This window comes from Pseudomonas sp. NFACC41-3 (assembly GCF_900109505.1).
Taxonomy (GTDB): Bacteria; Pseudomonadota; Gammaproteobacteria; order Pseudomonadales; family Pseudomonadaceae; genus Aquipseudomonas; species Aquipseudomonas chlororaphis.
Map to the genome: position 1 here is coordinate 1,065,187 of NZ_FOAE01000001.1, position 26,210 is coordinate 1,091,396.

The window sequence follows — 26,210 nt, forward strand, 5'->3', positions numbered from 1 at the left end:
AAGTTTTACGCCTGCAGAACGGGAGCTGATGAGGGTTGGCGCTGGGCTTTCCCCGCTGGAAAGACCCATCGCCAACACCGCTCTGAAGGAACGACTGTGCTCGTGACGCTTTGAAAACAGCTTCTAACGGACATTGGCGCCTAAAAAGGCTGGCTGATTCTACGGCAAAAAAAATTTAAAGGTAAGACAGGGTCTATTGGACTTTGGTGGCGAGCCGCGTTGCTGGGCCAACGTGTGCGAGGCAAGGCGCGGGATGCAGCCAATGGTTGTTCCCTTGGCAAATCCCGCAACGCAGCCTCGCGCACGTTGGCACGCAACCCGAAGGGACGGGGCCCGCTTGGTGCAGGGCTGCGTTGCTCGGAACTTATTTGGAACAACCAAACTGCGTTCCTCGCGCCTTGCCCTGCACCAAGCGGGCATCCGTCGCGGCCGCCACCAAAGTCCAATAGACCCTGATGCCTCGAAGTTTGAGGGGTGATCAATGTTAGACAAAGGGCTAACATGCGGGCCTGTTTCGCTTTTTTCCGCCAATTGCCTACTTATGCCCAATCAGACCATCAAGACCCCCTGCGTCGGCCTCTGCTCCACTGTCTACGGTGACCTGGTGTGCCGTGGCTGCAAGCGTTTCCACCATGAAGTGATCCACTGGAACGGCTACAACGAGGAAGAAAAGCACGCGGTGTGGCTGCGTCTCGAGCAATTGCTGGTGCAGGTGATGGCGGCCAAGCTGGAAGTCTTCGACCCCCAGCGGCTGCGCGAGCAGCTGGAGCAGCGCAAGATCCGCTTCGTGCCGCACCAGTCGGAATATTGCTGGGCCTATCAGCTGATCGCCCGCGGGGCGCGGGTGATCAACCAGCTGGAAGCCTATGGGATGGTGTTGCTGCCGGAGTTTCGCGACTGGGAACTGCCGGAATTGCGCGATGCCATCGATCGGGAGTTTTTCCTCCTGTCGGAAGCCCACTACCAGCGTTATATCGCCCCGGGGTTCCTCAAGGACGCCTTTGGCGCCTGACCGCTAAAAAAAACATCGCGAGCAATCGAGCGCCGACCGGCTGCTCCTACAAAGGTGGGTTTCTGTAGGAGCGAGCTTGCTCGCGATGGCGTTCTATCAGTCAACCCATCCCTCAATGCTTGCCGGCCAGCTCTTCCAGGTGGTCCATGATGTCCTCCGGCTTGAGCACCAGCACGTCGCTTTCCAGGGCATCGAGCACCACTTCCGCGGTATTGCCGATCAGCGCCCCGGAAATCCCGGTGCGCGCCACGGTGCCGATGATGGTCAGCGCCGCCTGCAGCTCATGGGCGGTGTGCGGGATCAGCACGTCCGCCGGGCCTTCCTCTATATGCAGGTGGGTATCGTCGATGTCGAATTCGGCCTGGAACGCCTTGCACTGCTCGCGGTAGCGCGCCTCGATGGTTTCCTTGAGCTGGAACACCGGGTCGGACGCCGACAGCATCGGCGACGGATGGGCGCTGATCACATGCAACTGCGCCTTGGCCAGGCTGGCGATGTCGAAACCATGGTCGATGATGCTGGCATGCAGGGTGCGGTGCTCGCCGTCGGTGTTACCGACATCGATGGCCGCCAGGATCACGCCGCCGGTCCAGGGCTTGACGGTTTTCACCAGCAGCACCGGGCTTGGGCAGTAGCGCAGCAGTTTCCAGTCGGCGGGGGTGAGCAAGGCCTTTTTCAGCGGGTTGTCGGCAAAGTGCTGCTTGATCACCAGGCCACAGCCTTCGGCCTGCTGCACGTCGATGATGGTGTTGTGCAGGCTGTCGTTCCAGGCCTGCTCGGTGGTCACGCTGTAGCCCTCGCTCAGCAGGCTGCTCTTGAGCACGCTCAACAGCGCCGAATGCTCGTGCTTCTTGTCGCACACCAGCAGGTGCAGATGGGCCTGGGTCACCCCGGCGATCAGCTTGGCGCGCTTGAGCGCGAGGCTTTCGGAATGCTCGGGCTCGATGACCACCAGGATGCTGCGGATGGCTTGCATGGTCGGGATCTCCAGAGAGGGATGAAGGCTATGTTGCACAACTATAGTTGCTGCGCGCCGCCGTGGCTGTTGACGCACATCAAGCGCCGCGGCTGGTGGTCTGTGGCGCGGCCGGTATAATCGGCGCCCTTCGCCGTGAACCCTTATGCCGTGAGCCCCATGTTATCGATCCCTGAAGTCGCCACCGTCCTGCCTTGCGCGCTCATTCCCTTGAAGGCTGCCCTGAAGGACGAACGACCATGAACCTGCCAGAAATTCATGAGTTCCTTGGCTGCCGCACGCCGGATGCCTGGGTCCGGGCGGCCCTGGCGGATCAGGAAACCCTGCTGATCGACCACAAGAACTGCGAGTTCAAGGCGGCCAGCACGGCCCTGAGCCTGATCGCCAAGTACCACTCCCATGTCGACCTGATCAACATGATGTCGCGCCTGGCCCGGGAAGAGCTGGTGCACCACGAACAGGTCATGCGCCTGATGAAACGGCGCAAGATCGAACTGCGCCAGCTGTCGGCCGGGCGTTATGCCTCGGGCCTGCGCAAGGTGGTGCGCAGCCACGAACCGGTGAAGCTGGTGGACACCCTGGTGGTCGGCGCCTTTATCGAGGCCCGCAGCTGCGAGCGTTTCGAGGCGCTGGTGCCGCACCTGGACGAAGAGCTGGGCAAGTTCTACTTCGGCCTGCTGAAAAGCGAGGCCCGGCACTTCCAGGGTTACCTGAAGCTGGCCTATCAGTACGGCGACGCCAGGGACATCGCCCAGGTGATCGAGAAGGTGCGCGCCGCCGAGCGCGAGCTGATCGAGTCGCCGGACGTGGAGTTCCGCTTCCACAGCGGCGTGCCTACTCTGTAGAACGGCCCAAGTCGGTTCAAAACTACGGGCAAATTGTAAAAAACTCTTAAAAGCATGAAACATCATTGAAAACCGGCCATCTGGGCCGGTTTTTGCTGTCTGCCCTGGTCTCAGATTTATCCGATGCCGCCTATAATGCGCGCCCCAATTGTGCGCACTCAGACTGGTATTTATGGATAACCCGGGTCTTGGCAAAGTATTGCTGGTGGAAGATGACGAGAAGCTCGCCGGGCTGATCGCGCACTTCCTGTCCCAACACGGTTTCGAGGTCCTGACGGTACATCGTGGCGATGTGGCGCTGGCGGCCTTTCTCGAGTTCAAGCCGAAAATCGTCGTCCTCGACCTGATGCTGCCGGGCCAGAGCGGCCTGCACGTGTGCCGGGAGATCCGCAATGTGGCGGACACACCCATCGTCATTCTCACCGCCAAGGAAGACGACCTGGACCATATCCTCGGTCTTGAGTCCGGCGCCGACGACTACGTGATCAAGCCGATCAAGCCGCCGGTGCTGCTGGCCCGCCTGCGCGCCCTGCAACGGCGCCAGGTGCCGGAGCCGACGGTGCGCGGCGCGCTGGAATTCGGCAGCCTGACCCTCGATCGCAGTTGCCGGGAAGTGCGCCTGGCCGGCGAGCTGATCGAGCTGACCACCATGGAGTTTGAGCTGCTGTGGCTGCTGGCCAGCTCGGCGGGCAAGATCCTTTCCCGCGACGACATCCTCAACCGCATGCGCGGCATCGCCTTCGACGGCCTCAATCGCAGCGTCGATGTCTACATCAGCAAGCTGCGCGGCAAACTCCAGGACAACCCCCGCGAGCCGGTGTGCATCAAGACCATCTGGGGCAAGGGCTATCTGTTCAATCCGTTCGCGTGGGAGCTCTAGATGCTGCGGCTGTTTCTGCGTCTGTACATCATCCTGGCCCTGGGGCTGGCGGGGGCCATCTGGGCGGTCAACTACACCTTTTCCGAGCTGTTGCCGGACGCCAACGAAACCTACAACCGCGAGGCCATGCGCGGGCCGGGATACAGCCTGGTCAACCAACTGTCGCCGGTCACGGGAGCGGCGCGCGAGCAGCGGCTGGCCGAGCTGCAACAACACTACGGCATGCGCCTGAGGCTGTTGCAGGCGGATGGGCTGGACCTGTCCGAACGCGAACGCCAGCTGCTGGCCGAGAACAAACTGGTGGTGCGCGGCGACTTCAGCGAGTTCATCGCCAACCTCGACGGCGGCCCGCAGTTGCTGAGCATCCGCCTGCCGGAAGAACCCAAGTGGCTGTACATCTGGGCGTACGCCTTCCTCGGGGCCAGCCTGGCGTTGGTCCTGTATTTCTGGGTGCGCCCGCATTGGCGCGACTTGGAACTGATTCGCCTGGCCGCCCAGCGTTTCGGCAATAACGACCTGGGCTCGCGCATCCGCTTGTCGCGGCGCTCCAGCGTGCGCGACCTGGCGCAGCACTTCAACCAGATGGCCAGCCGCATCGAAGGCCTGATCGCCAATCAGCGCGAGCTGACCAACGCGGTGTCCCATGAGTTGCGCACGCCCATCGCCCGCTTGTCGTTCGAGCTCGACCAGCTCAAGCAGTCCGACCCGCGGCAGAACCGCGAGCTGATCGCCGACATGTACGCCGACCTCGGCGAGCTGGAGGAAATGGTCTCCGAACTGCTGACCTACGCCAGCCTGGAACACGGCGCCACGGTGATCAACCGCGAGACCATCCAGGCCCGCAACTGGCTCGACAGCGTGGTCGGCAGTGTCGCCCTGGAGGCGGAGGCGGCGGGGGTGCAGATGGCGATCCGGGCCTGTGAGGTCGAGTACATCAGCATCGAACCGCGGTTCATGGCGCGGGCGGTGATCAACCTGCTGCGCAATGCCATTCGCTACGCCGAACGGCGCGTCGAGGTGTCCCTGGTGCAGGTCGGGCAGGGCTATGAGGTCCAGGTCAACGACGACGGCCCGGGCGTGCCGGTGGCAGGGCGGGCGAAGATCTTCGAGCCGTTCTCCCGGCTCGACGCCAGCCGCGACCGCCGCACCGGCGGCTTCGGCCTTGGCCTGGCGCTGGTGCGGCGGGTGTCGCAGTCCCACGGCGGCCAGGTCGAGGTGACGGATTCGCAGTGGGGCGGCGCGTCGTTTCGCATGACCTGGGCGCAAGTCGAATAGCCCAGGCAGCTTGCGCGCGATAACGTCAGAACGGCCTACGCCGCTTAAAAGCTGTACTCCAGGGTGGTGGCCAGTGACGTCTGCAGCCGCCGCTCGACAATCGGGCTGTCCGCCGCTTCCCGGCCCAGGTACTGCAGCGCCAGCACCGTCGATACGTTCATCTGTTCACTGACCGGCACTGTCCAGGTCAGGTCGCCGCCCCGGCTGAGAAAGCCGCCCTTGGGCCGATAGGCGCCGAAGCGGGTCCTGTCGGCCTGGGCGCTGCTGACGCCATACCAGGTGCGCAGGTAGTCGCCGTCGCCGAACTGGCTGTTGAGGCTGCCCTCGAGGCGTCCGTACCGGCCTTCATACAGCGTGCTGCCAATGCTCAGTTGCAGGTGGTTGTAGGCCGAGCCAGTGTCGTGATCATCATTCTTCTTCAGCGCGTGCTGCAGCGTGGCCCCGAGCTCCACGGTGCCCAGGGTGTAGCCCAGGTGAGCGCCAAACTGCGCGCGGGACTTGATCGAGCCCATGCCGGCGAGATGGTCCGAACCCTTGTAGCCGTGCTTGCGGTCCTTGCGTGTTTCGCTGGGGCCGACCCAGGTACTGAACGCCAGGTCGCCCCATTCGTTACCCCAGCCAAGGCCCTGTTCGGTGTTGAGAAACACCCCGTAGGGGCTGACGATTGCGCCGCCCAGGATCGGCGCGACTGTGCGTTCGTCGCTGCCGCTGTAGCGCGGCAGGCTGGCCACGCCGGCTTGTAGTTGGTATTGCCAGTCCGCGGCGTAGAGCGGGCCGCTGGATGTCAGCAGGCACAGCGAAGCCAGAGGCAGCGTAGCAAGGGACAGGCACAAGGTTTTCGGACGGATCGAGGTCTTCATCGCGGCTAGAAACTCAGCAGGGTGTGGGAGTGGTCGTTGGTTTTGGAATAGGAGCTGCCCAGGCCATCGCGCGGGCGCTGGGCGACCTTGCGCGCCGGGGCGACAGGGGCCGGCTTGGCGCGAAGGGCGGTCTCGGGTGGCGTGGCGATTTCAGGCGGCGGTTCGACGCTGGGCGTCGGTGGCGGCGTGCCCTGGCAGCTGAAGCCGCCGAGCAGCACACCAATGAAGAGCGTGAAGAACCGACCGTACATGGCGCACCCGTGGGGAAATGGATGCGCTCATGCTAGGGACGCGGGCGCGGGCAATCTTTGGCAGCTTTGTCGCAAAACTGTCAAAGACTGTGAATGCCCGGCGCTTAGCGTTGCAGGTCCAGGCGCTCATGCCACTGAGCGATGGATTCCTCGGGGTAGTGGGCGAATTGCAGGTCGTGGGGATGCCAGTCGATTTCCACCCAGGGTGCCCTGGAGTCGAGCATCAGGTGGGTGTGTTCCGGCGGTATCGGCAACGGCGTGTCGATGGCCGAGGCAAAGGGATGGATCAGTTCCGGCCACTCTGGGCTGAACAGCCACAACCCGGAGCCGCAGCGGCTGCAGAAATGCCGTTCGGCGCTGCTGCGCCGGGCGCGTTTGCCGGGTTCCCTGAGCAGCGCGTGGTAGATCGAGATGTGCTGGCGCCCGCGGACTTTCAGGCTGGCGGCATCGCCGCCGAGGTTGATCGCATACCCGCCGCCGCCCTGGGTCTTGCGGCAGATCGAGCAGTAGCAGCGCTGATAAGGGTAGGGGTGGGCGCTGTTCAGGCTGAAGTGGACAGCGCCGCAATGGCAGGAGCCTTCGAGTTGCATGACGACCTCCGACGATCCATGGGCTATGACCGTCAGCCTAGCCGCGTTTTTGCCAGCAGTGCGGGACCTCGTTGCAGCCCGCCGCGTGCCGCCAGTGCGGCAACACGCTGGCCGCCGGCGCGCGGTTTTGCGCGCAGTGTGGCGGGGCGGCGGGCTGAGGCCGGCCTACAGCGCCAGGTGGTAGCGGACCTGGGTCGCATCGTCCGGGTCGATGGCGCGGTGGAAACCCAGGGTCGCGGCCAGTTCGCGCATGCGGTGATTGGCCGGGCAATCCAGGGAGTACATCTGCTTGAAGCCCTGGCCCTTGGCCCGGTCGACCAGATGGCGCATCAGCAAGGCGTCCAGGCCCTGGTGCTGCCATTCGTCGGCCACGGTGACGGCGAACTCGCAGGTGTCCGCGTCGGCGCCGATGGTGGCGTAGCGGCTGATGCCGATTTCCCGCAGCGAGCCGTTGTCGTGGACCAGGGCCACGTAAGCCACGCGCTGGCTGCCATCGACGTCCATCAACTGGCTGAGCAGGGCCTCGCCGACTTCCTTCACTTCGCCGAGGAAGCGGTGGTGCCGGGTGGTCGGCGAGAGGTTCTCGATAAAGGCCTTTTCCCGCTCGCGGTCTTCGGCGCGCAACGGGCGGATCAGCACCGGGCTGCCGTCGTTGAGGGCGTCTATCCAGTGTTCGCCTTTGTACTGGGCGAAGGCGGCCAGGGCAGGCGTGTGGAGGGCGGTGCTGGTCATGGGCAAGTCTCCGTGAAGGTGCAGAGGATTGCCTGAACATTCACACCTGTCAGGCGCCGGGCCCTTGATTCAGGTCAACGGGCGGCGGTGTCGCAGAGGGTTTTGCGCCAGGGGGTAGATTGACCCCGAGCGATCAGGCCTCGGGCATCAGGGTGGCGATCAGCGCCCGCACGGTGCCGGGCAGGGCCTCCAGCTCACGGACAATGATGCTGCGCTCGCGCACCGCCCAGGCCTCGTTGAGTTTCACCGTCACCAGCTGCATGGTGCGGCTGTGCCGGATCGCGGCCGATTCGGGAATGATGCCGATGCCGACGCCGGCCTCGACCATGCGGCAGATCGCTTCGAAGCTCGAGACCTGGATCCGCAGCGACAACTGCTTGCCGGTGCGCTCCACGTGTTCGCGCAAAAAACTCAGCAAGGTGCTGCCTTCGTGCAGGCCGATGTGCTGGTAGGCCAGGGTCTGCTCCAGGGTCACCGCCGGCTGCGTCGCCAGCGGGTGGTCGACCGGCAGGATCAGCACCAGGTGGTCGGTGCTGAAGTGCAGGACCTGCAGGCCGCTGGCCTCCACCGGGCCGGCGATGATGCCCATGTCGGCGGTGCCGTCGAGCACGCCACGCACGATGTCGCGGGACAGGCGCTCCTGCAGGTCCACCGTGACCCCCGGGCGTTTCGACAGAAAGCCGGCGAGGATCTCCGGGAGGAATTCGGTCACCGCCGTGGTGTTGGCGAAGATGCGCATATGCCCGGTGGAGTCGCCGCCGTACTGGGTGAACTCGCTTTTCAGGTAGTCCACCTGGCGCATGATCAGCCGCGCATGCTGCAACAGCCGCTCGCCGGCCGGAGTGACTTCGACGCCGCGGCTGTCGCGGTACAGCAGACGGGTCTCGAGCTGGCTTTCCAGGGCCTTGATCCGCGCGCTGGCCGCCGCCGGCGAGAGAAAGGCGCGCTTGGCGCCCTGGGTCAGGCTCGGCGATTCGGCGATATGGATAAACAGGCGCAGGTCGGCCAGGTCGAAATGCATGGGCGGGCTCCTGGAGTGAAGAGGGGGCAAAGCGGCGTTCAGCATAACCGAACGCCGGTTTATTGAAATGCAAATTCTCAGAACGCACAGCGGCTTGCATGATCGGGCGCACCACCACTGCAACAGGACCCGACCCGATGAGCGTGACCGACCCCAGCGCCTGGACAGGCCGTAGCCAGCAAGCCCGAGACCTGCTCAGCGACAACCTGCTCAAGCGCATCGCCGCGACCTTTGGCGAACCCGTGCCGGCCCCTGGCGAGGCCTTGCCGCCGCTGTGGCAATGGTGCTTTTTCCAGGAGCCCCTGGCCGAAAGCGCCCTGGGTGGCGACGGCCATCCGGCCCGTGGCGGCTTCCTGCCGCCGGCGGCCAATCGCAACCGCATGTGGGCCGGTGGCCGGCTGGAGTTCTTCGAGCCGCTGCGCGCCGGGTTCGAGGCGCAATGCGTGTCGACCATCAGGCAGGTCGAGGAAAAGACCGGGCGCACCGGCGCGCTGCTGTTCGTTACTGTGCGCCATGAGTATTCCCAGGACGGTCGCCTGGCGATTCGCGAGGAACAGGACATCGTCTACCGCGAACCGACCCCGCCCAAGCAGGCCAGCGGCGAGCCGCTGATCCAGGGCGACTGGCGCGAACCCGTCGAGCCCAGCCCGACCCTGCTGTTTCGCTACAGCGCCGTGACCTTCAACGGCCATCGCATCCACTACGACTTTCCCTACGTCACCGCGACCGAAGGTTATCCGGGGCTGGTGGTGCACGGCCCGCTGATAGCCACCCTCAGCCTGCGCGCCTTCTGCCGCGCCCATCCCGGGGCCCGGTTGCGGCGCTTCGCCTATCGCGGCCTGCGGCCCTTGATCGCGCCGCAGCCGTTCGAGGTCGGCGGGCGCATCGTCCGCCCCGGCGTCGCCGAGCTCTGGGCCGGCAACGACGCCGGCCTGGCCCAGCGCGGCGAAGTGCTGTTCGACGCCATCCCGGAATGACCCCATCCCAGCACAATAACCACAGGCGGAGAGCCGTTCGATGAACCCCAACAGCAACGAAGAATTGAATGCCATCCGTGAAGGCGTGCGCGCCCTGTGCGCCGAGTTCGATGCCGCCTACTGGCGCAAGATCGATGAAGAAAAAGGTTTCCCGGAACGCTTCGTCAAGGCCCTGACCGACGCCGGCTGGCTGGCGGCGATGATCCCGGCCGAATACGGCGGCTCGGGCCTGGGCCTGGCCGAAGCCTCGGTGATCCTGGAAGAAGTGAACCGCTGCGGCGGCAACTCCGGCACCGTGCACGGGCAGATGTACAACATGTTCACCCTGCTGCGGCACGGCAGCGAAGTGCAGAAGCGTTTCTACCTGCCCAAGCTCGCCAGCGGCGAACTGCGCCTGCAATCGATGGGCGTCACCGAGCCCACCACCGGCACCGACACCACCAAGATCAAGACCACCGCGATCAAGCGTGGCGACAAGTACGTGATCAACGGGCAGAAGGTGTGGATCTCGCGGATCCAGCATTCCGACCTGATGATCCTGCTGGCGCGCACCACGCCGCTGGCCGAGGTCAAGAAGAAGTCCGAAGGCATGTCGATTTTCCTGGTCGACCTGCGCGAGGCCATCGGCCACGGCCTGACCGTGCAGCCGATCGCCAACATGGTCAACCACGAGACCAACGAGCTGTTCTTCGACAACCTGGAAATCCCCGCCGACAGCCTGATCGGCGAGGAGGGCAAGGGCTTCAAGTACATCCTCGACGGCCTCAACGCCGAGCGCACGCTGATTGCCGCCGAGTGCATCGGCGACGGCCGCTGGTTTATCGAAAAGGCCAGTCAGTACGCCCGCGACCGCGTGGTGTTCGGCCGGCCCATCGGGCAGAACCAGGGCGTGCAGTTCCCCATCGCCGAAGCCCATGTCGAGATCGAGGCCGCCGACCTGATGCGCTGGCGCGCCTGCGAGGAATACGACAGCGGCGGCAACGCCGGGGCCAGCGCCAACATGGCCAAGTACCTGGCGGCCAAGGCCTCGTGGGAGGCGGCCAACGCCTGCCTGCAAACCCACGGCGGTTTCGGCTTCGCCTGCGAATACGACGTCGAGCGCAAGTTCCGCGAGACCCGCCTGTACCAGGTGGCGCCGATCTCCACCAACCTGATCCTGTCCTATGTGGCCGAGCACCTGCTCGAACTGCCGCGCAGCTTCTGAGGAACCGAGCATGAGCCATACCCAAGCCTTGGCCGGGTTCCTTGCCGGCCTGAGTTACCCGCAGTTGCCCGACAGCGTGCTGGCGCGCACCGAAGAGTTGTTCCTCGACTGGTTCGGCTCGGCCCTGGCCAGCCAGGGCGCGCATCCGATCCCGTTGTTCGAGCGTTACGCCCAGCAGATGGGCCCGGCCGATGGCCCGGCGCGGATCCTGGTCAACGGCCGCGGCAGCTCGGCCTATTTCGCCGCCCTGGTGAACGCCGCGTCTTCCCACCTGGTGGAGCAGGACGACCTGCACAACAGCTCGGTATTGCACCCGGCCACCGTGGTGTTCCCGGCCGCGTTGGCGGCGGCCCAGGACCTGGGCAAGTCCGGCCAGGAGCTGCTGCTGGCGGCGGTGGCCGGCTACGAGGCGGGGATCCGCATTGGCGAGTTCATGGGCCGTTCCCATTACCGGATCTTCCACACCACGGCCACCGTCGGCACCCTCGCCGCCGCCGTGGCGGTGGGCAAGCTGATGGGCTTCGACCAGGCGCAGTTCATCAATCTGCTGGGCAGCGCCGGGACCCAGGCCGCCGGGCTTTGGGAGTTTTTGCGCGACGCCGCGGACTCCAAGCAGCTGCACACGGCCAAGGCCGCGGCCGACGGGCTGCTCGCCGCCTACCTGACCCGCGACGGGCTGACCGGCGCGCGCAATATTCTCGAAGGCGAGCAGGGCATGGCCGCGGGCATGTCCTGGGATGCCGAGCCGAGCAGGCTGTCCGATCGGCTCGGTTCGCGTTGGGCCTTGCTGGAGACCTCGTTCAAGTTCCACGCCTCCTGCCGCCATACCCATCCGGCCGCCGACGCCTTGTTGGCGCTGATGCAGCGCGAAGGCCTCAGCCATGAGCGGATCGCCAGCGTGGAAACCCGCGTGCACCAGGGCGCCATCGATGTGCTGGGGCGGGTGAGCGTGCCGCAGACCGTGCACCAGGCCAAGTTCTCCATGGGCACCGTGCTCGGCCTGATCGCCGTGCATGGCAAGGCCGGGCTGCCGGAGTTCCAGGAGCTGGCGCTGAACGACCCGGCGGTGGCGGCGTTTCGCGACAAGGTGTCGATGGTCCTCGACCCCGAGGTGGACCGCGCCTATCCGCAGCGTTGGCTGGGCCGTGTAGTGGTCAGCACCGACGACGGTCTTACCTTGCACGGTGCCATCGACGAGCCCAAGGGCGATCCGGGCAACGGCCTGTCGCGGGCCGAGTTGGCGGACAAGTTCCAGCGCCTGCTGCGCTTCTCCGGCGCCCGCACCCCGGAGCAGGGCGCGGCCCTGATCCGCCAGGTGTGGAACCTGCGCGACACCGCGCGACTGAACGAATTGCTCTGAGCCCGCCCCGAGGACGCCTTATGACACTTAATACCGCACAACCCCGGCCGCTGGACGGCATCACCGTGGTCAGCCTGGAACACGCCATCGCCGCGCCGTTCTGCACCCGCCAACTGGCCGACCTGGGCGCCCGGGTGATCAAGGTCGAGCGCCCCGGCAGCGGCGACTTTGCCCGTGGCTACGACGAGCGCGTGCGCGGCCTGGCCTCGCATTTCGTCTGGACCAACCGCTCCAAGGAAAGCCTGACCCTGGACCTCAAGCAGGACGCCGCCGGCGACATTCTTGAACGCCTGCTGGCCCAGGCCGACGTGCTGGTGCAGAACCTTGCGCCGGGCGCGGCGGCGCGCATGGGCCTGTCGTTCGAGGCGCTGCATGAACGCTTTCCGCGGCTGATCGTCTGCGACATTTCCGGTTATGGCGAGGGCGGCCCCTATGAGAAGAAAAAGGCCTATGACCTGCTGATCCAGAGCGAGGGCGGGTTCCTGTCGGTGACCGGCGGCCCGGGTGACGATCAACTGGCCAAGGCCGGCTGCTCGATTGCCGACATCGCCGCCGGCATGTACGCCTACAGCGGCATCCTCTCGGCGCTGTTGCTGCGCGGCAGGACCGGGCAGGGCAGCCGCATCGACGTGAGCATGCTGGAAAGCCTGGTGGAGTGGATGGGCTACCCGATGTACTACGCCTTCGACGGCGCGCCGCCACCACCCCGGGCCGGCGCGGCGCACTCGACCATCTACCCCTACGGACCGTTCCCGGCGGGGGATGGCGGCACGGTGATGCTCGGCCTGCAGAACGAGCGCGAGTGGGCGGCGTTCTGCGACAAGGTGCTGCTGATGCCCGAGCTGGCCGGAGACGAACGCTTCTCGGCCAACTTCAAGCGCTCGGCCAATCGCCAGGCGCTGCGCCAGATCATCGTCGACAGCTTCGCCCGGCTGACGGTGGAGGCGGTGATCGAGCGGCTGGAGCAGGCGCAGATCGCCAGCGCCCGGGTCAACGACATGCAGGGCGTGTGGCAGCACCCGCAGCTCAAGGCCCGCGACGGCTGGCGCGAGGTCGACAGCCCGGCCGGCAAGCTGCCGTCGCTGCTGCCGCCGGCGCGCAATGCGGCGTTCGAGCCGCGCATGGACGGCGTCCCCGGGCTGGGCCAGCACAGCGGCGCGATCCTTGCCGAACTGGGGCTGTCCAGCGATGCCATCGAGCAGCTGCGAAGCAATGGCGTGATCTGAAACCGACCTGCCGGCTTGCATGGCCCCCTGTAGGAGCGAGCTCGCTCGCGATACGCCCGAAAGGTCGATGCAAATCTCGAGGGCCTCATCGCCAGCAAGCTGGCTCCTACAGGGGAAATCGGGGATACCCCACAGGGCCTGCGGACCCCACATCACATACAAGGAATTCAACATGCCCAACCCAATTGTCCGCTCCGCCTTGTTCGTCCCGGGCAGCCGTCCCGAGCGTTTCGGCAAGGCCCTGGCCAGCGGCGCCGACGCGGTGATCGTCGATTTCGAGGACGCCGTGGAAGAGCCGCTCAAGCGCCAGGCCCGGGACAACCTCGAGCAGTTCCTCAGCAGCCAGCCCCAGGTGCGGCTGTGGGTGCGGGTCAATGCCCCGGAACATGCCGAACATGCCGCCGACCTGGCGTTCTGCAAAGCCCAGGCCGGGGTGGTCGGCATCCTGCTGCCCAAGGTCGAAAGCGCCGCCCAGGTGGCGACCGTGGCGGCCACCGGCAAGCAGATCTGGCCGATCATCGAAAGCGCGCGCGGGCTCTTGGCTTTGGCGGAAATCGCCCGGGCTCCTGCGGTGCAGCGCCTGTCCTTCGGCGGCCTGGACCTGGCGCTGGACCTCAACCTGTGCAGCGGTTCGGCGGCAGCGCAGTTTGCCCTCGACCAGGCGCGGCTGGCGCTGATCCTGCATTCGCGCGCCGCCGGCCTGGTGCCGCCATTGGATGGCGTGCACCCGGCGATCGATGACCCCGAAGGTTTACGCCAGTCCATTCGCCACGCCTATGAAATGGGTTTTGCCGGCGCCTTGTGCATCCACCCGAAACAGGTGCCGGTGATCCACCAGGCCCTGGCCCCCAGCGCCGAAGACCTGGCCTGGGCGCAACGGGTGGTGGACGCCGGCAGCCACGGCGCCGGCGCCTATCAGGTCGACGGCCAGATGGTCGACGCGCCAGTGCTGCTGCGGGCCCAGCGCCTGTTGGCGCTGAGTCCCTGAATACTGCAATCGCGCAGGAGCGCGTTACCAACTGCCATAGGGAATGCCGTATCGCTCTATGTAGCGCTTGGCGTTTTCGGACAGGGGGTAATAGTGGCCGCTGGATTTGCCCAGGTGTGGGCCCAGTGGCTCGATTTCACCCTGGGCGCGGGCGACTTTGACCGGGTGATGGCATTCGTCCCTGACCCAGACTTGGACGATGCCGCCAGGAGCGAGGCCCAGATAGACCGATGCCATGTAGCGGGCAGTCTGGTGTGGGGTTTCCGGGCAGCGTCGATTCGTTGAGGTGGCCATGATTTTCCGGGCTTCTTCCGGGATATCTATCCATGCTCGATAAGTTTGGGGTTCCACAACTGATTGCCAGCGCACGAAAATGCGTTTGGGTAGGTCTGCGCCTATCACTGACTTGCCATTGCCTCCAACTCCGCTCCAGCCTCGAGCCCATTCCTTCTTCAAGCCCGGGTCGCCATCTGCTGCGGAGCCACGCCCGGTATGTCGGAAGAGTCGTCCGTTGATGTCTTCAACAGCCGTGTCTTCGACCCAGACTTTCATGTAGTACGGCTGGGTGAAGCCCATTTCCCACCAGGGATCTTTGGGGTCGCTTTTTCCGGATAGCGGGTCCGTGGTTAAGCAGCCACTTAATAGCAGGGCGCCCAGCAGGGCGATGAATATTCTCATTACCAAAGCGTCCAATCAGGTACGTGAGGATGTTGCACACGCACGGCATCCGCCGTGGGGGCGTTGATATAGACGACTTTAAGGCTGCCGCCGTCCTGTTTGCCCAGCGGGTGGTTCCAGTGGGCCGAGAGATGGATATAGCGCAGCTTGAGCATCGTCTCTTCGGCTGGCGTCGTACTGTAGTTCCCAGCGACAAACCTGTCACAAAGGCTTTGAAGTTCTTGCGGGAGGGCGTAGTCCGGGTCCTGTTCGTCAATCACGTTAAAACGCACACCGTTCTGCTTGGCCTGCTCATACATGACGCGCAGATACACGCCCGCCAGCTTATTAGTCATTGGCCTTTTGAGTTGCAGGCCGGCATACACCCGTTTTCTTCGTGGTACGAGGCGGTCCTGTGGATCCTGGGGCAGCAACAGCGGCTCCGGTGTGACGATTTCCAGCCACTGCGCGGGCCAACCCTTGGCCAGCCAGCGTGTTCTTGCCTGGACCGCATCCCGGTAAATCGAGGTGTGGATCACGTCGGTGTTGATCGAGACTTCCAGCGCTTGCATCGGACTGACGAGTACACACTCCTGCACCTCATCCAGATAACCACCGCCGATATCCGAGTGGGCGCCGGGCAGGGCGATTTCCAGATGATCGGGCTGGACCCGGCTCAGCGCGAAGTTAGCCCGGTACTCGTCGCGGGCGACCAGTTGCACCACCGAGCGAAAGTAGCGGCGGTCGAGGTGGAGCTTGATACCCGGAGCAGTGGCGCCGCGCACATTACCCAGATTGTTTAGCCCGGCAACCGATGGCACCGTATCGAACAGGCCGATAAATCCCATATCGACATCGTGACCGTATTGTCGGTTGAAATTGGGGCTGAAGGCCTTGGAGTGGCTGTGCAAAATCAGTTGCAGCGGTCCAAGCCAGCGCACGACTTCATTGGCAAAATGCCGGGCCGCTGCCGCGCCTCGGCTAAAGCCGAAGGCATCGAAGGTCAATGAGGTGATTTCAGTTTCCGGATACTCTTCGAGGACCTCATTGATACGCTGCTCGATCGCACGAAATGCTTTCTGCACGCACCCTGAGATTCCAGTGTCGCCACGTCCTGTCCCCGAAGTAATCAGACTGTCCTTCTCGCCAGTCCGTGTGCCAATACCTTCGACATAGATTGAACGAAAGGCACGCTTTTGCGGGCCCTCACCCTCAGCTTGCTGAGCGGAGTGATACAGATCACTCAGCTTTTTAATATTGCTCACCCCATTCCCATAACTACTCTGCGGATCGCTCATATACGGCTTGCAACTGCCATCGAGATCCCTGGCCCCGATAGGGTGTTGAGCCCCACACAACTCGCCCATCGCCGAATTGCCGGCATTGTTGCCGGTCCCGTCGAAAAACACGCCGATGCGCAGCGCTACCTGGGCTTTGGCCGGCGGTGGCGCGGGTTCCTTGGCGTACTTCTCGTACTGCGCCCACAGCTGTTCGCCGTAGCTGGGCTGTGCGGTTTCGGCGGCGCGTTCGGCGGGTGGTTGGTTGGGGCTCTGATTGGGAATGGCGGGCCGTAGAAGGCGGGGCATCGGCCCGGGTCCGTTGTTGGCCATGGGTGTCCTCGTGCGGTCGAAGAGGGTGCTGGAAACCGTACCGGGAAGGGCGGGGCAGGGATTTAGGAGGAATCTGCAACAGGCTCGGTTGCGGCTGATTCCATCGTAGGGGGATGGAACTTCAGGCGCCTATCGCCGGTAGCGCGCGGCGTTCGGCCCAGGCGAACGCAGGTATCAAAAATTCAAAATTCTCAATACGCGTGCCCTTAGGCACTCTGCGATCAACCACAACAATAAGAAGGTGAAGTCCATGTTCAAGCTCTCCCGGGCGTTGTTCTGTGCCACCGCATTGCTGGGCGCCGGTCTTGCGCAGGCCGCCGACCCTATCGTGATCAAGTTCGCCCACGTGGTGGCGGAAAACACCCCCAAGGGCCAGGGCGCCCTGCTGTTCAAGAAGCTCGCCGAGGAGCGCCTGCCGGGCCGGGTCAAGGTCGAGGTGTATCCGAACTCCTCGCTGTTCGGCGACGGCAAGGAAATGGAGGCGCTGCTGCTGGGCGACGTGCAGTTGCTCGCGCCGTCCCTGGCCAAGTTCGAGCAGTACACCAAGAAGGTGCAGATCTACGACCTGCCATTCCTGTTCGATAACCTCGCTGCTGTCGACCGCTTTCAGCAGGCCGAGGGCAAGCAGCTGCTGACCGCCATGCAGGACAAAGGCATCCTCGGCCTGGCCTATTGGCACAACGGCCTCAAGCAGCTGTCGGCCAACAAGAAGCTGGTGGAACCCAAGGACGCCCGCGGCCTGAAGTTCCGCGTGCAGGCTTCCAGCGTGCTCGAGGAGCAGTTCAAGGCGGTGCGCGCCAACCCGCGCAAGATGAGCTTCGCCGAGGTCTACCAGGGCCTGCAGACCGGTGTGGTCAATGGCACCGAGAACACCTGGTCGAACTATGAAAGCCAGAAGGTCCACGAGGTGCAGAAGTACTTCACCGAGACCGACCACGGCCTGATCGACTACATGGTGATCACCAACGCCAGGTTCTGGAGCGGCCTGCCGGCGGATGTGCGCGGCGAGCTGGAAAAAATCATGGCCGAGGTCTCGGTGGAAGTGAACAAGCAGGCCGAAGCCCTGAACCAGACGTCCCGGCAGAAGATCATCGACGCCAAGACCAGCGAAATCGTCGCCCTGACTCCCGAGCAGCGTAACGAGTGGCGCGAAGCCATGCGCCCGGTGTGGAAGAAGTTCGAGAGCGATATCGGCGCCGACCTGATCCAGGCCGCCGAAGCCGCCAACCAGGCGCAATAACCACCTGCATCCCGGCCGCTGCGCTCGCAGCGGCCCATCGGCAGCCGCTATCGGGCTGCACTCCACTGGCACTTTCGCGGAGAACCTCAATGCACAGGCTGAGGCGGTTCTGGGAACATTTTGAAGAGGCGTTCATCGCCTTCCTGCTGGCGGCCATGACGCTGGTGACTTTTGTCTACGTGGTGCTCAACAACCTGTACCCGCTGTTCTACGCCATCGGCGATGCCTGGGAAGGGGGCAGCACGCTGTTCCTGGGGATCGGCGACTTCCTCATGGAGCTGGCCCAGGACATGGTCTGGAGCGTGGCGCTGACCAAGATGCTGTTTGGCTGGCTGATCTTCTTCGGCATTTCCTACGGCGTGCGCACCGCCGGGCACCTGGGGGTGGACGCGCTGGTCAAGCTGGCCTCGCGCCCGGCCCAGCGCCTGCTGGCGGTGATCGCCTGCCTGTGCTGCATGGTCTACGCCGGGCTGTTCATGGTCGCCAGCTTCAAGTGGCTGATGGCGCTGATCCAGGCCGGCATCGAAGCCGAGGACCTGGACCAGTTCGGCATTCACCTGTCGCACATCGCGATGATCGTGCCCTTCGGTTTTGCCCTGGTGCTGATCCGCTACCTGGAAATCATGTGGCGCATCCTCATGCGCGGGCAGATCAACCTGGGCCTGGCCGATGAGGCGGCCGAGGCCAGCAAGCTTGCCAGTCACCACGAGGATCAGCACTGATGGCCATTCTCTGCCTGTTTCTGATGCTGTTCGTGTTCATGTTCCTCGGCGTGCCGATCGCCATTTCCCTGGGGCTGGCCGGCGCCACGTCGATCCTGCTGTTCAGCCCGGACTCCCTGAGCTCCCTGGCGATCAAGCTGTTCGAAACCTCCGAGGCCTATACCTTGCTGGCGATCCCGTTCTTCCTGCTGTCCGGGGCCTTCATGACCACCGGCGGGGTGGCGCAGCGCCTGATCGATTTCGCCAACGCCTGCGTCGGGCATATCCGTGGCGGTCTGGCGATTGCTGCGGTGCTGGCCTGCATGCTGTTCGCCGCGCTGTCCGGTTCGTCGCCGGCGACGGTGGCGGCGGTGGGTTCGATCGCCGTGGCCGGCATGGTGCGTTCCGGCTACCCACGGGAGTTCGGCGCCGGGATCATCTGCAACGCCGGGACCCTGGGCATCCTGATCCCGCCGTCGATCGTGATGGTGGTGTACTCGGCGGCCACCGAAACCTCGGTCGGCAAGCTGTTCATGGCCGGGGTCGTGCCGGGGCTGTTGCTGGGTGTGATCCTGATGGTGGTGATCTACATCGTCGCGCGGATCAAGAAGCTGCCGGCGCAACCGCGGGTGTCCTTCCGCCAATGGCTGAGCACCGCGCGCCGGGCCTTCTGGGGCCTGCTGTTGCTGGTGATCATCCTCGGCGGCATCTACAGCGGCCTGTTCACCCCGACCGAGGCGGCGGCGGTGGCGGCGGTGTATTCGGCCTTCGTCGCGCTGTTCGTCTACAAGGACATGCGCCTGCGCGACTGCCCGAAAGTGCTGGTGGAGTCGGGGCGGCTGTCGATCATGCTGATGTTCATCATCGCCAACGCCATGCTCTTCGCCCATGTGCTGACCACCGAGCAGATCCCGCAGCAGATCACCACCTTCGTCATGGATGCCGGGCTGTCGCCCATCGGTTTCCTGCTGATGGTCAACGTGGTGCTGCTGGTGGCGGGCAGCTTCATGGAGCCTTCGGCCATCGTGCTGATCCTGGCGCCGATCTTTTTCCCGATCGCCATGAAGCTGGGCATCGACCCGATCCACCTGGGGATCGTCATGGTGGTCAACATGGAGATCGGCCTGGTGCATCCGCCGGTGGGCCTGAACCTGTTCGTCACCTCGGCGGTGACCGGCCTGACGCTCGGCCAGACCATCCGCGCGGCCTTGCCGTGGCTGATGATCCTGCTGGTGTTCCTGATCCTGGTGACCTACGTACCGTTCATTTCCCTGGCGCTGCCGAACTGGCTGGGGATGAACTGACGCAACGCCGTTACTTGCAGGAGAGGCGGTTTGCACGAGCCTTGCAGGCGCCAGCTTGCTGGCGATGGGGCCTTGAGATGTGCAGCGCTCTTGCGGGCTTGTCGCAGGCAAACCTCGCGCCTACGGGGCGCTGGACGCTGGCGCTGCGTCGCGGCAGCATGGACGCCTTCATTTCGGGGGCTTGGATATGCGACGTCTGCCTTCCCTGGCGGCATTACGGACTTTCGAGTGCGCGGCGCGGCATGCGCATTTTGGTCGGGCGGCGGCCGAGCTGTGTGTCACCGACAGCGCGGTGAGCCATCAGATCCGCCAGCTCGAAGAGCAACTCGGGGTGTCGTTGTTCGTCCGCGAGGGCCGGCAGATCCGCCCGACCCTGGCGGCCGGGCGGCTGATGCAGAGCCTGCAGCAGGCTTTCGAGCTGATCGGCGAAGCCTGCGATGAGCTGCGCGATCCGTCTTCCCTGGCGGTGCTGCGCCTGGCGGTGACCGCCGAGCTGGCGCAGAAATGGCTGATGAGCCGGCTGGCGGACTTTTCCGCGCGTTACCCGCATATCACCCTGCATCTCTATGAACAGCCGATCGACGCCAGTGTGCCGGGCGAAGACATCGACCTGGCGATCACCTATGGCAGCGGCCCGCAGGACAGCAGCGCCTACTTCGTGCGGCCGTTGCCGAGCCTGCAGTTCTTCCCTGTGTGCAGCCCCGGGCTGTTCAACCAGGGCACCCTGAAAAGCCCGCGGGACCTGGCCCGCCATTGCCTGTTGCACGACGATCAGGACGGCAAGACCTGGACCGCCTGGCTGACCAGCCACGCCGGCGATTTGCGCCCGGCGCGCCAGTTGTATTTCGCCCACGCCGGGCTGGCGCTGGAAGCGGCGGCGCAAGGGCAGGGCGTGGCCATGGGCGACAATCTCACGGCCCAGGAAGACCTGCTCAATGGCCGTCTGGTACGGCCCTTCAACGCCGCCAGCATGACCGCCCTGGGGCAGTACGCCCTGGTGTGCGAGCGGGTGCGCCTGGAGCGCCCGGCGCTGATGCAGTTGCTGGACTGGTTCAGCGATCAGTTGAGCGATTGATGAGTTGAATTCAACTGTCGCGCAATATTCATCGTTGGTGCCTTGACCCGGCGCGGCGCTAGTTTGATGGCCATTCCCCAGCACCGACGAGGTTTGCCCCATGGCCCGATTGCTCGACACCACTCCCAAACACGATGGTTTTCGCCTGCCCGGCGAATTCGAAGCCAAGGCCGGTTGCTGGCTCGGCTGGCCGGAGCGCACCGACGTCTGGCGCAATGGCGCCAAGCCGGCGCAGAAGGTCTGGGTGCGGATCGTCACCGCGATTGCCCAGAGCGAACCGGTCACCGTCTGTGCTTCCGCCGCCCAGTTCGCCAATGCCCGCCGGCTGTTGCCGCCGCAGGTGCGGGTGGTGGAAATGACTTGCAACGACACCTGGTTCCGCGACAGCGGGCCGTGCTTCGTGGTCAACGACCAGAGTGGCGAAGTGCGCGGCGTCGACTTCGAGTTCAACGCCTATGGCGGCCTCGACGGCGGCCTGTATTACCCCTGGGACAAGGACGACCAGATCGCCGCCAAGATCCTCGAGATCGAAAACCTCGACCGCTACCGCGCGCCGCTGATCGCCGAACTGGGCGGCATCCAGAGCGATGGCCAGGGCAGCATCCTCACCACCGAGCAGTGCCTGCTCAACCGCAATCGCAACCAGCACCTGGGCAAGGCCGAGGTCACCCGACGGCTCACCGACTACCTGGGCGCGGAGCAGGTGATCTGGCTGCCGCGCGGCTGCAAGTTCGACGAGACCGACGGCCATGTCGACGATCTGGCGTGCTTCGTGCGCCCCGGCGAAGTGGTGCTGCAATGGACCGACAACCACGACGACCCGCAGTGGGAAATCTACCAGGAGGCCTACGACATCCTGCGCAGCACCCGCGACAGCCGTGGTCGCGAGCTGGTGGTGCACAAGCTGCCGCAGCCGGACGTGCTGGAATGGACCGCCGCCGAGGCCGAAGGCCTGGACCAGCTGGACAGCACCCATGCGCGCCAGGCCGGCACGCGGATCTGTGCCTCGTACATCAACTACTACGCCGGCAACAGCGCGATCGTGGTGCCGCTGTTCGGCGACCGTAACGACAAAACAGCGTTGGCCACCCTGGCCGAACTCTTCCCCCGGCACCGCATCGTCGGCATCGACAATTCGCGGGAAATCCTCCTCGGCGGCGGCAACGTCGCCTGCATCACCATGCCGCAATACGCGGCTCCCCGGCGCACCGGCGAAGAGGGCTGAACATGAACCTGCACAGGCTGGGCGGCGCGTTGCTGCTGGTACTGGCGCCGTTGTGCGCCCAGGCGGCCGACGAGGCCGAACCCACGGTCAATCTGTACATCTGGGGCGAGTACCTGGCCCCGGACACCCTGGACAACTTCGAGCGCCAGACTGGCATCCGCGTGGTGGTCGATCACTTCGATTCCCTGGAGACCGTGGAGACCAAGCTGCTGACCGGGCGCAGCGGCTACGACCTGGTGCTGACCGCCGGCCAGCACCTGTCCCGGGCCATCGCCAGCGGCGCGCTCCAGCCCCTGGACAAGCAGCGCCTGCCGCACCTGGCCGGGGTCGGCGAGGAGTTCCGCCAGCATATGGCGGTGTTCGATCCGGGCAACCGTTATGCCGGGATCTATGCCTGGGGCACTACCGGGGTCGGTTATCAGGAGCAGGCGGTCAGCCAGCGCCTGGCGCAGGCGCCGCGGGACAGCTGGGCGATGCTGTTCGATCCGGCGGTGGTGGCGAAATTCGCCGACTGCGGGGTCAGCCTGCTCAACGATCCCAACGAGGTGTTCGCCGCGGTGATGAAGTACCTGGGCCTGGACATCAACCGGCAGAACCTCGACGACCTGAAACTCGCCGAGCAGCAACTGGCGAAGATCCGGCCCTATATCCGCTACTTCGACAACGACCTGAACATCAGCGACCTGGCCAACGGCAACACCTGCGTGGCGATGTCGTGGAACGGCAACGTGGCGATCGCCGCCGGGCAGGCCGAGGCGGCGCACAAGCCCTTCACCTTGCGCTATCGCATCCCCAGGGAAGGCACGCTGATCTGGTTCGACGCCATGGTCATCCCCAAGGACGCCCCGCACCCCGAGGCCGGGCTGGCGTTGATGGATTACCTGATGACCCCGCAGGTGATCGCGCCGATCACCGACACCATCCATTACGCCAACGCCATCAGCGCCGCGGATGCCCTGGTCGATCCGGCGATCCGCAACGACCCAGGCACCTATCCGACCCCCGAGGTGCGGGCCTCGCTGTACAGCAAGAACGACAACGGCAAGGCCTTCAACCGCGCGTTGATCCGCGCCTTCAGCCGCCTCAAGTCGGGGCTGTGAGCGCGCGCCAGGCGGCGTAGGCTGGCGCCAGGCAGCGGGCGCAGGGCCGATAACCGGCGCTGCGGGCGCTGGCCTCGTCGGCAAAGAACACCCGCTGGCGGACATAACCGCCGCGGGAGATGGCGCGCAGGGCGGCCGGGCAGTCCAGCCGCCCGTAGATCCGACTGCCACGGTGGCCGCCGAGAGTGCCCGGTTGTTCGCTGAGAAAGGTATTGCCCTGGGCATCGAGCAAAACCCAGCTTTTTTCGCTGTTCATCCGTCCCTCCTGTAGCCGCTGCCGAGCCTGCGAGGCTGCGATCGACCGCGTAGCGGTCGCCAGACCCGCGCCAACTGTATCGCCAGGTTTACGGGGCTGCGCCCCGATCGCAGCCTCGCAGGCTCGGCAGCGGCTACAAGTGTTGGCATCCGCTGTGCCTGCAATGAACACACCCGTCAGCGCGCCGGCACCCGCCACAGGTACCAGGCCGCCACCGTGCGATGCGGGCGCAAGGACAGGCCGATCTCGATCATCTGCTTGCGCGTTGGCTGCTGTTCCAGGCCCTTCAGGCGCCGGTAGCCTTCGCGCACGCCGAAGTCGTCGGCGGGCAGGATGTCCAGGCGTTCCAGGCTGTAGATCAGCAGCATCTCCACGGTCCAGCGACCGATGCCGCGCAGGCGGGTCAGGCGCTCGATCAGTGCCTCGTCGTCCATGGCCCGGGCCGTTTGGTAATCCGGCACCACGCCGCTCAGGGTCGCTTCGGCGATGCCGCGGAGGGTGGCGATCTTGCCGGCGGAAAAACCGCAGGCGCGCAATGGCTCGAAGTCAGTGGCGAGGATCTGCTCGGGGGAGGGGAAGGTTTGCCCATACAACCCCAGGAAACGCCCGAGAATCGCATCGCCGGCGCGAGCGTGCAGTTGCTGATAGGCAATCGCCCGCACCAGCGCCTCGCAGGGCTCGCGGGCCGGCTTGGCCTGGTGCAGGCACGGACCGACCGCCTCGATGTGACGAGCCCAGTCGGGGTCGAGCCCGGCCAGAAAGGCGCGGGCCTCAAGAAACGGATCGGGCATGGAGAGTCCTGGACCATGGGCGTTGCCAGAGATTAACCAGCAATGCCTGGCGCTGCACTCGGTCTCTTGCGCTGGAATTCCGTGAACCTAGATCGAACGCTGATTGACCCGGCTGGACAGCGCCGCGGCGCTTTCCTTGCGTTCCGAGTAGCGGTCCACCAGCAGGTCGGCGCGGCCGCGCAGCAGCAGGGTGAACTTCATCAGTTCCTCCATCACATCCACCACCCGGTCGTAGAAGGGCGAGGCCTTCATGCGGTCGTTGTCATCGAACTCGAGAAAGGCCTTGGGCACCGAGGACTGGTTGGGGATGGTGAACATGCGCATCCAGCGGCCCAGCACGCGCAGCTGGTTGACCGTGTTGAACGACTGCGAGCCGCCGCAGACCTGCATCACCGCCAGGGTCTTGCCCTGGGTCGGGCGTACCGCGCCGAGGGCCAGGGGGATCCAGTCGATCTGCGCCTTGAACACCGCCGACATGGCGCCATGGCGTTCCGGCGAGCACCAGACCTGGCCCTCGGACCACAGCACCCGTTCGCGCAGTTCCCGGACCTTGGGGTGATCCACCGGCGCATCGTCCGGCAGGGGCAGGCCGCTAGGGTCGAAGATGTAGGTTTCGGCGCCGAGGAACTCGAGAATGCGCGCCGCTTCCCGGGTCAGCAGGCGGCTGAACGAGCGCTCGCGGGTGGAGCCGTAGAGCAGCAGGATGCGCGGTTTGTGCGCGGCTGCTGCCGGAGCCTCCAGATGCTCCGGCGCCAAGGCTTGCAGCAGTTCAAGGTCAAGGGCGGACAGCGGTTCTTCGCTGGGCTTGCGGTCGTCGCTCATCACAGCGCTCCGATGCGGTCGAGGGCATTTTTCAGCTCGGTGGGCGAGAGGTGGTCGAGGTCCAGGGCGAAGAAGGCGGCGCAGCGCTGGCGGATTTTCTGTACGGTCTGCTCGAAGGCGGCCTGGATTGCCTGCTCATCGCCCTGGACCTCGGAAGGGTCCTCCAGCCCCCAGTGGCTTTTCAGCGCCGGGCCGAAATACACCGGGCAGGGCTCGCCACTGGCCTTGTCGCAGACGGTGATGACGATATCGGGCGGGCTGTCGGCGAAGACCTCCGAACCTTTGCTGTACAGGCCTGCGGTGCTCACACCGGCCTGTTCCAGGGTGGCCAGCGCGCGGGCGTTGAGCGTGCCGCTGGGGAAGCTGCCCGAACTCACCGCCTGATGAGCGGCCGGCGCCAGGTGATTGAACAGGGCTTCGGAAAGAACGCTGCGGCAGCTGTTGGCGGTGCACATAAAGAGGATTTTCATCGGGGGCTTCCGGGCAGAGGGGGAGCCATGACGTTAAACAGTCACTGGCTTGAATATATGGTTATTCGAATATACGGATGTGAAAGAGCGTTGCCAAGCTGCCGATAGGGGGAGCGACCGAGCGCAGTTGCGCGTCTCGGTACCGGATTGGGCAGGAGGGCTGCGCGCGCAGCCGCTTCCAGGCGGGCACCCAAAACTGGGACAAAAAACTGCTGGCGCTGGCTCCCGCCGCGCTGGCAGCTGCGCTGCTGGTCCTGCGCACGTCATGGGAGGACCCGCTGTTGCAGGCCGAGTTGCCCGGTTATGCCGACTATTGCCAGTGGGTGCGCTGGCGCTTGGTTCCCGGCCTCTGGTGAGCCTCGGGAGCGATTACGCCCGGACGAAATGGCGCTGGCGCAAAAGCCGCTTTGCTACAGCAGCTGGTCGATCAGCACCGCGTTGCTGTAGATCAGGCTGCCATCGCTGGCTCGGTGCCCCACCAGATGGAACTGGCCGCGACCGTGCTGCAAATAGACGCGCATCCGGCAGTCGGACAGGGGGGCGTACCCCTCGGGCATGATCAGCTCCATGGTGTCCATGTCGACGTCGACCATGGCGTCCTGTTCATGGGTTTTCTGCAGGCGTTCCTCGGCTTCTTCCAGGCGCAGGTGCAGCGGGCCATCGACGTAGAAATGGATCTCTCCCAGCGGCGTGGATTTTTGCCCGTCGCCGGCCTTGCACCAGCCTTCGATTGTCAGGGCGCTCATGACGAGACCTCCAGTG

The 26,210-nt window shown here is 64.9% G+C and carries 28 protein-coding genes and 1 pseudogene; 16 read left to right on the top strand and 13 right to left on the bottom strand.

Annotation, left to right across the window (positions count from 1 at the left end; all coding sequences use genetic code 11):
- Nucleotides 1-541 precede the first annotated feature (541 nt).
- The gene (locus BMY68_RS04845) at nt 542-1,012 is read left to right on the top strand and encodes a DUF1289 domain-containing protein (RefSeq protein WP_009043436.1); all 471 of its coding nucleotides are present in this window, start codon (nt 542-544) and stop codon (nt 1,010-1,012) included.
- Between the two features lie 112 nt (nt 1,013-1,124).
- Here the strand turns inward: BMY68_RS04845 and BMY68_RS04850 are convergent, their stop codons facing one another.
- The gene (locus BMY68_RS04850; protein WP_009043437.1) at nt 1,125-1,988 is read right to left on the bottom strand and encodes a universal stress protein; all 864 of its coding nucleotides are present in this window, start codon (nt 1,986-1,988) and stop codon (nt 1,125-1,127) included.
- 239 nt (nt 1,989-2,227) lie between these two features.
- Here BMY68_RS04850 and miaE point away from each other — a divergent pair, with 239 nt between their 5' ends.
- The 3 genes from miaE (at nt 2,228) to BMY68_RS04865 (ending at nt 4,988) form a co-directional block, all read left to right on the top strand.
- The gene (miaE, locus tag BMY68_RS04855; RefSeq protein ID WP_085531311.1) at nt 2,228-2,833 is read left to right on the top strand and encodes a MiaE family protein; all 606 of its coding nucleotides are present in this window, start codon (nt 2,228-2,230) and stop codon (nt 2,831-2,833) included.
- A gap of 172 nt (nt 2,834-3,005) precedes the next feature.
- On the top strand, nt 3,006-3,713 hold the full coding sequence (locus BMY68_RS04860; RefSeq protein WP_007923858.1) for a winged helix-turn-helix domain-containing protein: 708 nt from the start codon (nt 3,006-3,008) through the stop codon (nt 3,711-3,713).
- The gene (locus tag BMY68_RS04865; protein ID WP_085531309.1) at nt 3,714-4,988 is read left to right on the top strand and encodes an ATP-binding protein; all 1,275 of its coding nucleotides are present in this window, start codon (nt 3,714-3,716) and stop codon (nt 4,986-4,988) included.
- 44 nt (nt 4,989-5,032) lie between these two features.
- On the opposite strand, the gene BMY68_RS04870 is transcribed toward BMY68_RS04865, so the two are convergent.
- The 3 genes from BMY68_RS04870 to BMY68_RS04880 all read right to left on the bottom strand — a co-directional run bounded on the left by BMY68_RS04870 (nt 5,033) and on the right by BMY68_RS04880 (nt 6,689).
- A complete protein-coding gene (locus BMY68_RS04870) occupies nt 5,033-5,848 on the bottom strand; it encodes a MipA/OmpV family protein (RefSeq protein ID WP_085531307.1) in 816 nt (271 codons plus the stop codon).
- Between the two features lie 5 nt (nt 5,849-5,853).
- A complete protein-coding gene (locus BMY68_RS04875) occupies nt 5,854-6,099 on the bottom strand; it encodes a hypothetical protein (protein ID WP_085531305.1) in 246 nt (81 codons plus the stop codon).
- A gap of 104 nt (nt 6,100-6,203) precedes the next feature.
- Nucleotides 6,204-6,689, bottom strand: a complete 486-nt coding sequence (locus tag BMY68_RS04880; protein WP_009043442.1) for a GFA family protein — start codon at nt 6,687-6,689, stop codon at nt 6,204-6,206.
- A 56-nt stretch (nt 6,690-6,745) separates the two neighbouring features.
- Between BMY68_RS04880 and BMY68_RS04885 the strand changes: the two are divergent.
- Nucleotides 6,746-6,847 (top strand): annotated as a pseudogene (locus BMY68_RS04885) (zinc ribbon domain-containing protein); the annotation flags it as partial.
- 7 nt (nt 6,848-6,854) lie between these two features.
- Here the strand turns inward: BMY68_RS04885 and BMY68_RS04890 are convergent.
- The gene (locus tag BMY68_RS04890) at nt 6,855-7,421 is read right to left on the bottom strand and encodes a GNAT family N-acetyltransferase (protein WP_085531304.1); all 567 of its coding nucleotides are present in this window, start codon (nt 7,419-7,421) and stop codon (nt 6,855-6,857) included.
- A gap of 133 nt (nt 7,422-7,554) precedes the next feature.
- Nucleotides 7,555-8,442: a LysR family transcriptional regulator gene (locus tag BMY68_RS04895; RefSeq protein WP_085531302.1), complete on the bottom strand. Its 888-nt coding sequence runs from the start codon at nt 8,440-8,442 to the stop codon at nt 7,555-7,557.
- Between the two features lie 137 nt (nt 8,443-8,579).
- Between BMY68_RS04895 and BMY68_RS04900 the strand changes: the two genes are divergently transcribed.
- From BMY68_RS04900 to BMY68_RS04920, 5 genes are all read left to right on the top strand, one after another.
- The gene (locus BMY68_RS04900; protein WP_175534809.1) at nt 8,580-9,419 is read left to right on the top strand and encodes an HTD2 family dehydratase; all 840 of its coding nucleotides are present in this window, start codon (nt 8,580-8,582) and stop codon (nt 9,417-9,419) included.
- A gap of 40 nt (nt 9,420-9,459) precedes the next feature.
- Nucleotides 9,460-10,623: an acyl-CoA dehydrogenase family protein gene (locus BMY68_RS04905; protein ID WP_009043446.1), complete on the top strand. Its 1,164-nt coding sequence runs from the start codon at nt 9,460-9,462 to the stop codon at nt 10,621-10,623.
- A 10-nt stretch (nt 10,624-10,633) separates the two neighbouring features.
- Nucleotides 10,634-11,983: an MmgE/PrpD family protein gene (locus BMY68_RS04910; protein ID WP_085531300.1), complete on the top strand. Its 1,350-nt coding sequence runs from the start codon at nt 10,634-10,636 to the stop codon at nt 11,981-11,983.
- 20 nt (nt 11,984-12,003) lie between these two features.
- Nucleotides 12,004-13,209: a CaiB/BaiF CoA transferase family protein gene (locus BMY68_RS04915; RefSeq protein WP_009043448.1), complete on the top strand. Its 1,206-nt coding sequence runs from the start codon at nt 12,004-12,006 to the stop codon at nt 13,207-13,209.
- A gap of 172 nt (nt 13,210-13,381) precedes the next feature.
- The gene (locus BMY68_RS04920; protein ID WP_085531298.1) at nt 13,382-14,197 is read left to right on the top strand and encodes an HpcH/HpaI aldolase/citrate lyase family protein; all 816 of its coding nucleotides are present in this window, start codon (nt 13,382-13,384) and stop codon (nt 14,195-14,197) included.
- A gap of 24 nt (nt 14,198-14,221) precedes the next feature.
- Here the strand turns inward: BMY68_RS04920 and BMY68_RS04925 are convergent, their stop codons facing one another.
- Both BMY68_RS04925 and BMY68_RS04930 read right to left on the bottom strand, forming a co-directional pair.
- Nucleotides 14,222-14,875 (bottom strand): DUF2931 family protein, encoded by a 654-nt coding sequence (locus BMY68_RS04925; RefSeq protein WP_085531296.1) that lies wholly within the window; start codon nt 14,873-14,875, stop codon nt 14,222-14,224.
- Complete coding sequence (locus BMY68_RS04930) at nt 14,875-16,464, bottom strand: phospholipase effector Tle1 domain-containing protein (protein ID WP_085531295.1); 1,590 nt, start codon at nt 16,462-16,464, stop codon at nt 14,875-14,877. Before BMY68_RS04930 ends, BMY68_RS04925 begins: the two co-directional genes overlap by 1 nt.
- A gap of 250 nt (nt 16,465-16,714) precedes the next feature.
- Here BMY68_RS04930 and dctP point away from each other — a divergent pair, with 250 nt between their 5' ends.
- The 6 genes from dctP (at nt 16,715) to BMY68_RS04960 (ending at nt 23,109) form a co-directional block, all read left to right on the top strand.
- The gene (gene dctP / locus BMY68_RS04935) at nt 16,715-17,704 is read left to right on the top strand and encodes a C4-dicarboxylate TRAP substrate-binding protein DctP (RefSeq protein WP_085531293.1); all 990 of its coding nucleotides are present in this window, start codon (nt 16,715-16,717) and stop codon (nt 17,702-17,704) included.
- Nucleotides 17,705-17,793: 89 nt separating this feature from the next.
- Complete coding sequence (locus BMY68_RS04940) at nt 17,794-18,426, top strand: TRAP transporter small permease (protein WP_085531291.1); 633 nt, start codon at nt 17,794-17,796, stop codon at nt 18,424-18,426.
- Complete coding sequence (gene dctM, locus BMY68_RS04945; RefSeq protein WP_085531289.1) at nt 18,426-19,709, top strand: C4-dicarboxylate TRAP transporter large permease protein DctM; 1,284 nt, start codon at nt 18,426-18,428, stop codon at nt 19,707-19,709. Before BMY68_RS04940 ends, dctM begins: the two co-directional genes overlap by 1 nt.
- A gap of 187 nt (nt 19,710-19,896) precedes the next feature.
- On the top strand, nt 19,897-20,784 hold the full coding sequence (locus BMY68_RS04950; protein WP_085531287.1) for a LysR substrate-binding domain-containing protein: 888 nt from the start codon (nt 19,897-19,899) through the stop codon (nt 20,782-20,784).
- Nucleotides 20,785-20,884: 100 nt separating this feature from the next.
- A complete protein-coding gene (gene aguA / locus BMY68_RS04955) occupies nt 20,885-22,009 on the top strand; it encodes an agmatine deiminase (RefSeq protein WP_085531285.1) in 1,125 nt (374 codons plus the stop codon).
- Between the two features lie 2 nt (nt 22,010-22,011).
- Nucleotides 22,012-23,109, top strand: coding sequence for an extracellular solute-binding protein (locus BMY68_RS04960; protein WP_085531283.1), 1,098 nt, complete (start codon nt 22,012-22,014; stop codon nt 23,107-23,109).
- On the opposite strand, the gene BMY68_RS04965 is transcribed toward BMY68_RS04960, so the two are convergent.
- The 5 genes from BMY68_RS04965 to BMY68_RS04990 form a co-directional block, all read right to left on the bottom strand.
- Nucleotides 23,093-23,365, bottom strand: coding sequence for an Ada metal-binding domain-containing protein (locus tag BMY68_RS04965; RefSeq protein WP_085531282.1), 273 nt, complete (start codon nt 23,363-23,365; stop codon nt 23,093-23,095). The genes BMY68_RS04960 and BMY68_RS04965 overlap by 17 nt on opposite strands.
- 176 nt (nt 23,366-23,541) lie before the next feature.
- Nucleotides 23,542-24,156, bottom strand: coding sequence for a DNA-3-methyladenine glycosylase family protein (locus BMY68_RS04970; protein WP_085531280.1), 615 nt, complete (start codon nt 24,154-24,156; stop codon nt 23,542-23,544).
- A gap of 87 nt (nt 24,157-24,243) precedes the next feature.
- Nucleotides 24,244-24,978: an arsenical resistance protein ArsH gene (gene arsH, locus BMY68_RS04975; protein WP_085531278.1), complete on the bottom strand. Its 735-nt coding sequence runs from the start codon at nt 24,976-24,978 to the stop codon at nt 24,244-24,246.
- Complete coding sequence (locus tag BMY68_RS04980) at nt 24,978-25,448, bottom strand: arsenate reductase ArsC (RefSeq protein WP_085531276.1); 471 nt, start codon at nt 25,446-25,448, stop codon at nt 24,978-24,980. Before BMY68_RS04980 ends, arsH begins: the two co-directional genes overlap by 1 nt.
- Nucleotides 25,449-25,858: 410 nt before the next feature.
- Nucleotides 25,859-26,194: a hypothetical protein gene (locus tag BMY68_RS04990; protein ID WP_085531274.1), complete on the bottom strand. Its 336-nt coding sequence runs from the start codon at nt 26,192-26,194 to the stop codon at nt 25,859-25,861.
- Nucleotides 26,195-26,210 lie beyond the last annotated feature (16 nt).

Excerpts from the sequence above, each read along its gene's own strand:
- BMY68_RS04845 (WP_009043436.1), top strand. The coding sequence starts at position 542 with ATGCCCAATCAGACCATCAAGACCCCCTGCGTCGGCCTCTGCTCCACT.
- BMY68_RS04850 (WP_009043437.1), bottom strand. The coding sequence starts at position 1,988 with ATGCAAGCCATCCGCAGCATCCTGGTGGTCATCGAGCCCGAGCATTCC.
- miaE (WP_085531311.1), top strand. The coding sequence starts at position 2,228 with ATGAACCTGCCAGAAATTCATGAGTTCCTTGGCTGCCGCACGCCGGAT.
- BMY68_RS04860 (WP_007923858.1), top strand. The coding sequence starts at position 3,006 with ATGGATAACCCGGGTCTTGGCAAAGTATTGCTGGTGGAAGATGACGAG.
- BMY68_RS04865 (WP_085531309.1), top strand. The coding sequence starts at position 3,714 with ATGCTGCGGCTGTTTCTGCGTCTGTACATCATCCTGGCCCTGGGGCTG.
- BMY68_RS04870 (WP_085531307.1), bottom strand. The coding sequence starts at position 5,848 with ATGAAGACCTCGATCCGTCCGAAAACCTTGTGCCTGTCCCTTGCTACG.
- BMY68_RS04875 (WP_085531305.1), bottom strand. The coding sequence starts at position 6,099 with ATGTACGGTCGGTTCTTCACGCTCTTCATTGGTGTGCTGCTCGGCGGC.
- BMY68_RS04880 (WP_009043442.1), bottom strand. The coding sequence starts at position 6,689 with ATGCAACTCGAAGGCTCCTGCCATTGCGGCGCTGTCCACTTCAGCCTG.
- BMY68_RS04890 (WP_085531304.1), bottom strand. The coding sequence starts at position 7,421 with ATGACCAGCACCGCCCTCCACACGCCTGCCCTGGCCGCCTTCGCCCAG.
- BMY68_RS04895 (WP_085531302.1), bottom strand. The coding sequence starts at position 8,442 with ATGCATTTCGACCTGGCCGACCTGCGCCTGTTTATCCATATCGCCGAA.
- BMY68_RS04900 (WP_175534809.1), top strand. The coding sequence starts at position 8,580 with ATGAGCGTGACCGACCCCAGCGCCTGGACAGGCCGTAGCCAGCAAGCC.
- BMY68_RS04905 (WP_009043446.1), top strand. The coding sequence starts at position 9,460 with ATGAACCCCAACAGCAACGAAGAATTGAATGCCATCCGTGAAGGCGTG.
- BMY68_RS04910 (WP_085531300.1), top strand. The coding sequence starts at position 10,634 with ATGAGCCATACCCAAGCCTTGGCCGGGTTCCTTGCCGGCCTGAGTTAC.
- BMY68_RS04915 (WP_009043448.1), top strand. The coding sequence starts at position 12,004 with ATGACACTTAATACCGCACAACCCCGGCCGCTGGACGGCATCACCGTG.
- BMY68_RS04920 (WP_085531298.1), top strand. The coding sequence starts at position 13,382 with ATGCCCAACCCAATTGTCCGCTCCGCCTTGTTCGTCCCGGGCAGCCGT.
- BMY68_RS04925 (WP_085531296.1), bottom strand. The coding sequence starts at position 14,875 with ATGAGAATATTCATCGCCCTGCTGGGCGCCCTGCTATTAAGTGGCTGC.
- BMY68_RS04930 (WP_085531295.1), bottom strand. The coding sequence starts at position 16,464 with ATGGCCAACAACGGACCCGGGCCGATGCCCCGCCTTCTACGGCCCGCC.
- dctP (WP_085531293.1), top strand. The coding sequence starts at position 16,715 with ATGTTCAAGCTCTCCCGGGCGTTGTTCTGTGCCACCGCATTGCTGGGC.
- BMY68_RS04940 (WP_085531291.1), top strand. The coding sequence starts at position 17,794 with ATGCACAGGCTGAGGCGGTTCTGGGAACATTTTGAAGAGGCGTTCATC.
- dctM (WP_085531289.1), top strand. The coding sequence starts at position 18,426 with ATGGCCATTCTCTGCCTGTTTCTGATGCTGTTCGTGTTCATGTTCCTC.
- BMY68_RS04950 (WP_085531287.1), top strand. The coding sequence starts at position 19,897 with ATGCGACGTCTGCCTTCCCTGGCGGCATTACGGACTTTCGAGTGCGCG.
- aguA (WP_085531285.1), top strand. The coding sequence starts at position 20,885 with ATGGCCCGATTGCTCGACACCACTCCCAAACACGATGGTTTTCGCCTG.
- BMY68_RS04960 (WP_085531283.1), top strand. The coding sequence starts at position 22,012 with ATGAACCTGCACAGGCTGGGCGGCGCGTTGCTGCTGGTACTGGCGCCG.
- BMY68_RS04965 (WP_085531282.1), bottom strand. The coding sequence starts at position 23,365 with ATGAACAGCGAAAAAAGCTGGGTTTTGCTCGATGCCCAGGGCAATACC.
- BMY68_RS04970 (WP_085531280.1), bottom strand. The coding sequence starts at position 24,156 with ATGCCCGATCCGTTTCTTGAGGCCCGCGCCTTTCTGGCCGGGCTCGAC.
- arsH (WP_085531278.1), bottom strand. The coding sequence starts at position 24,978 with ATGAGCGACGACCGCAAGCCCAGCGAAGAACCGCTGTCCGCCCTTGAC.
- BMY68_RS04980 (WP_085531276.1), bottom strand. The coding sequence starts at position 25,448 with ATGAAAATCCTCTTTATGTGCACCGCCAACAGCTGCCGCAGCGTTCTT.
- BMY68_RS04990 (WP_085531274.1), bottom strand. The coding sequence starts at position 26,194 with ATGAGCGCCCTGACAATCGAAGGCTGGTGCAAGGCCGGCGACGGGCAA.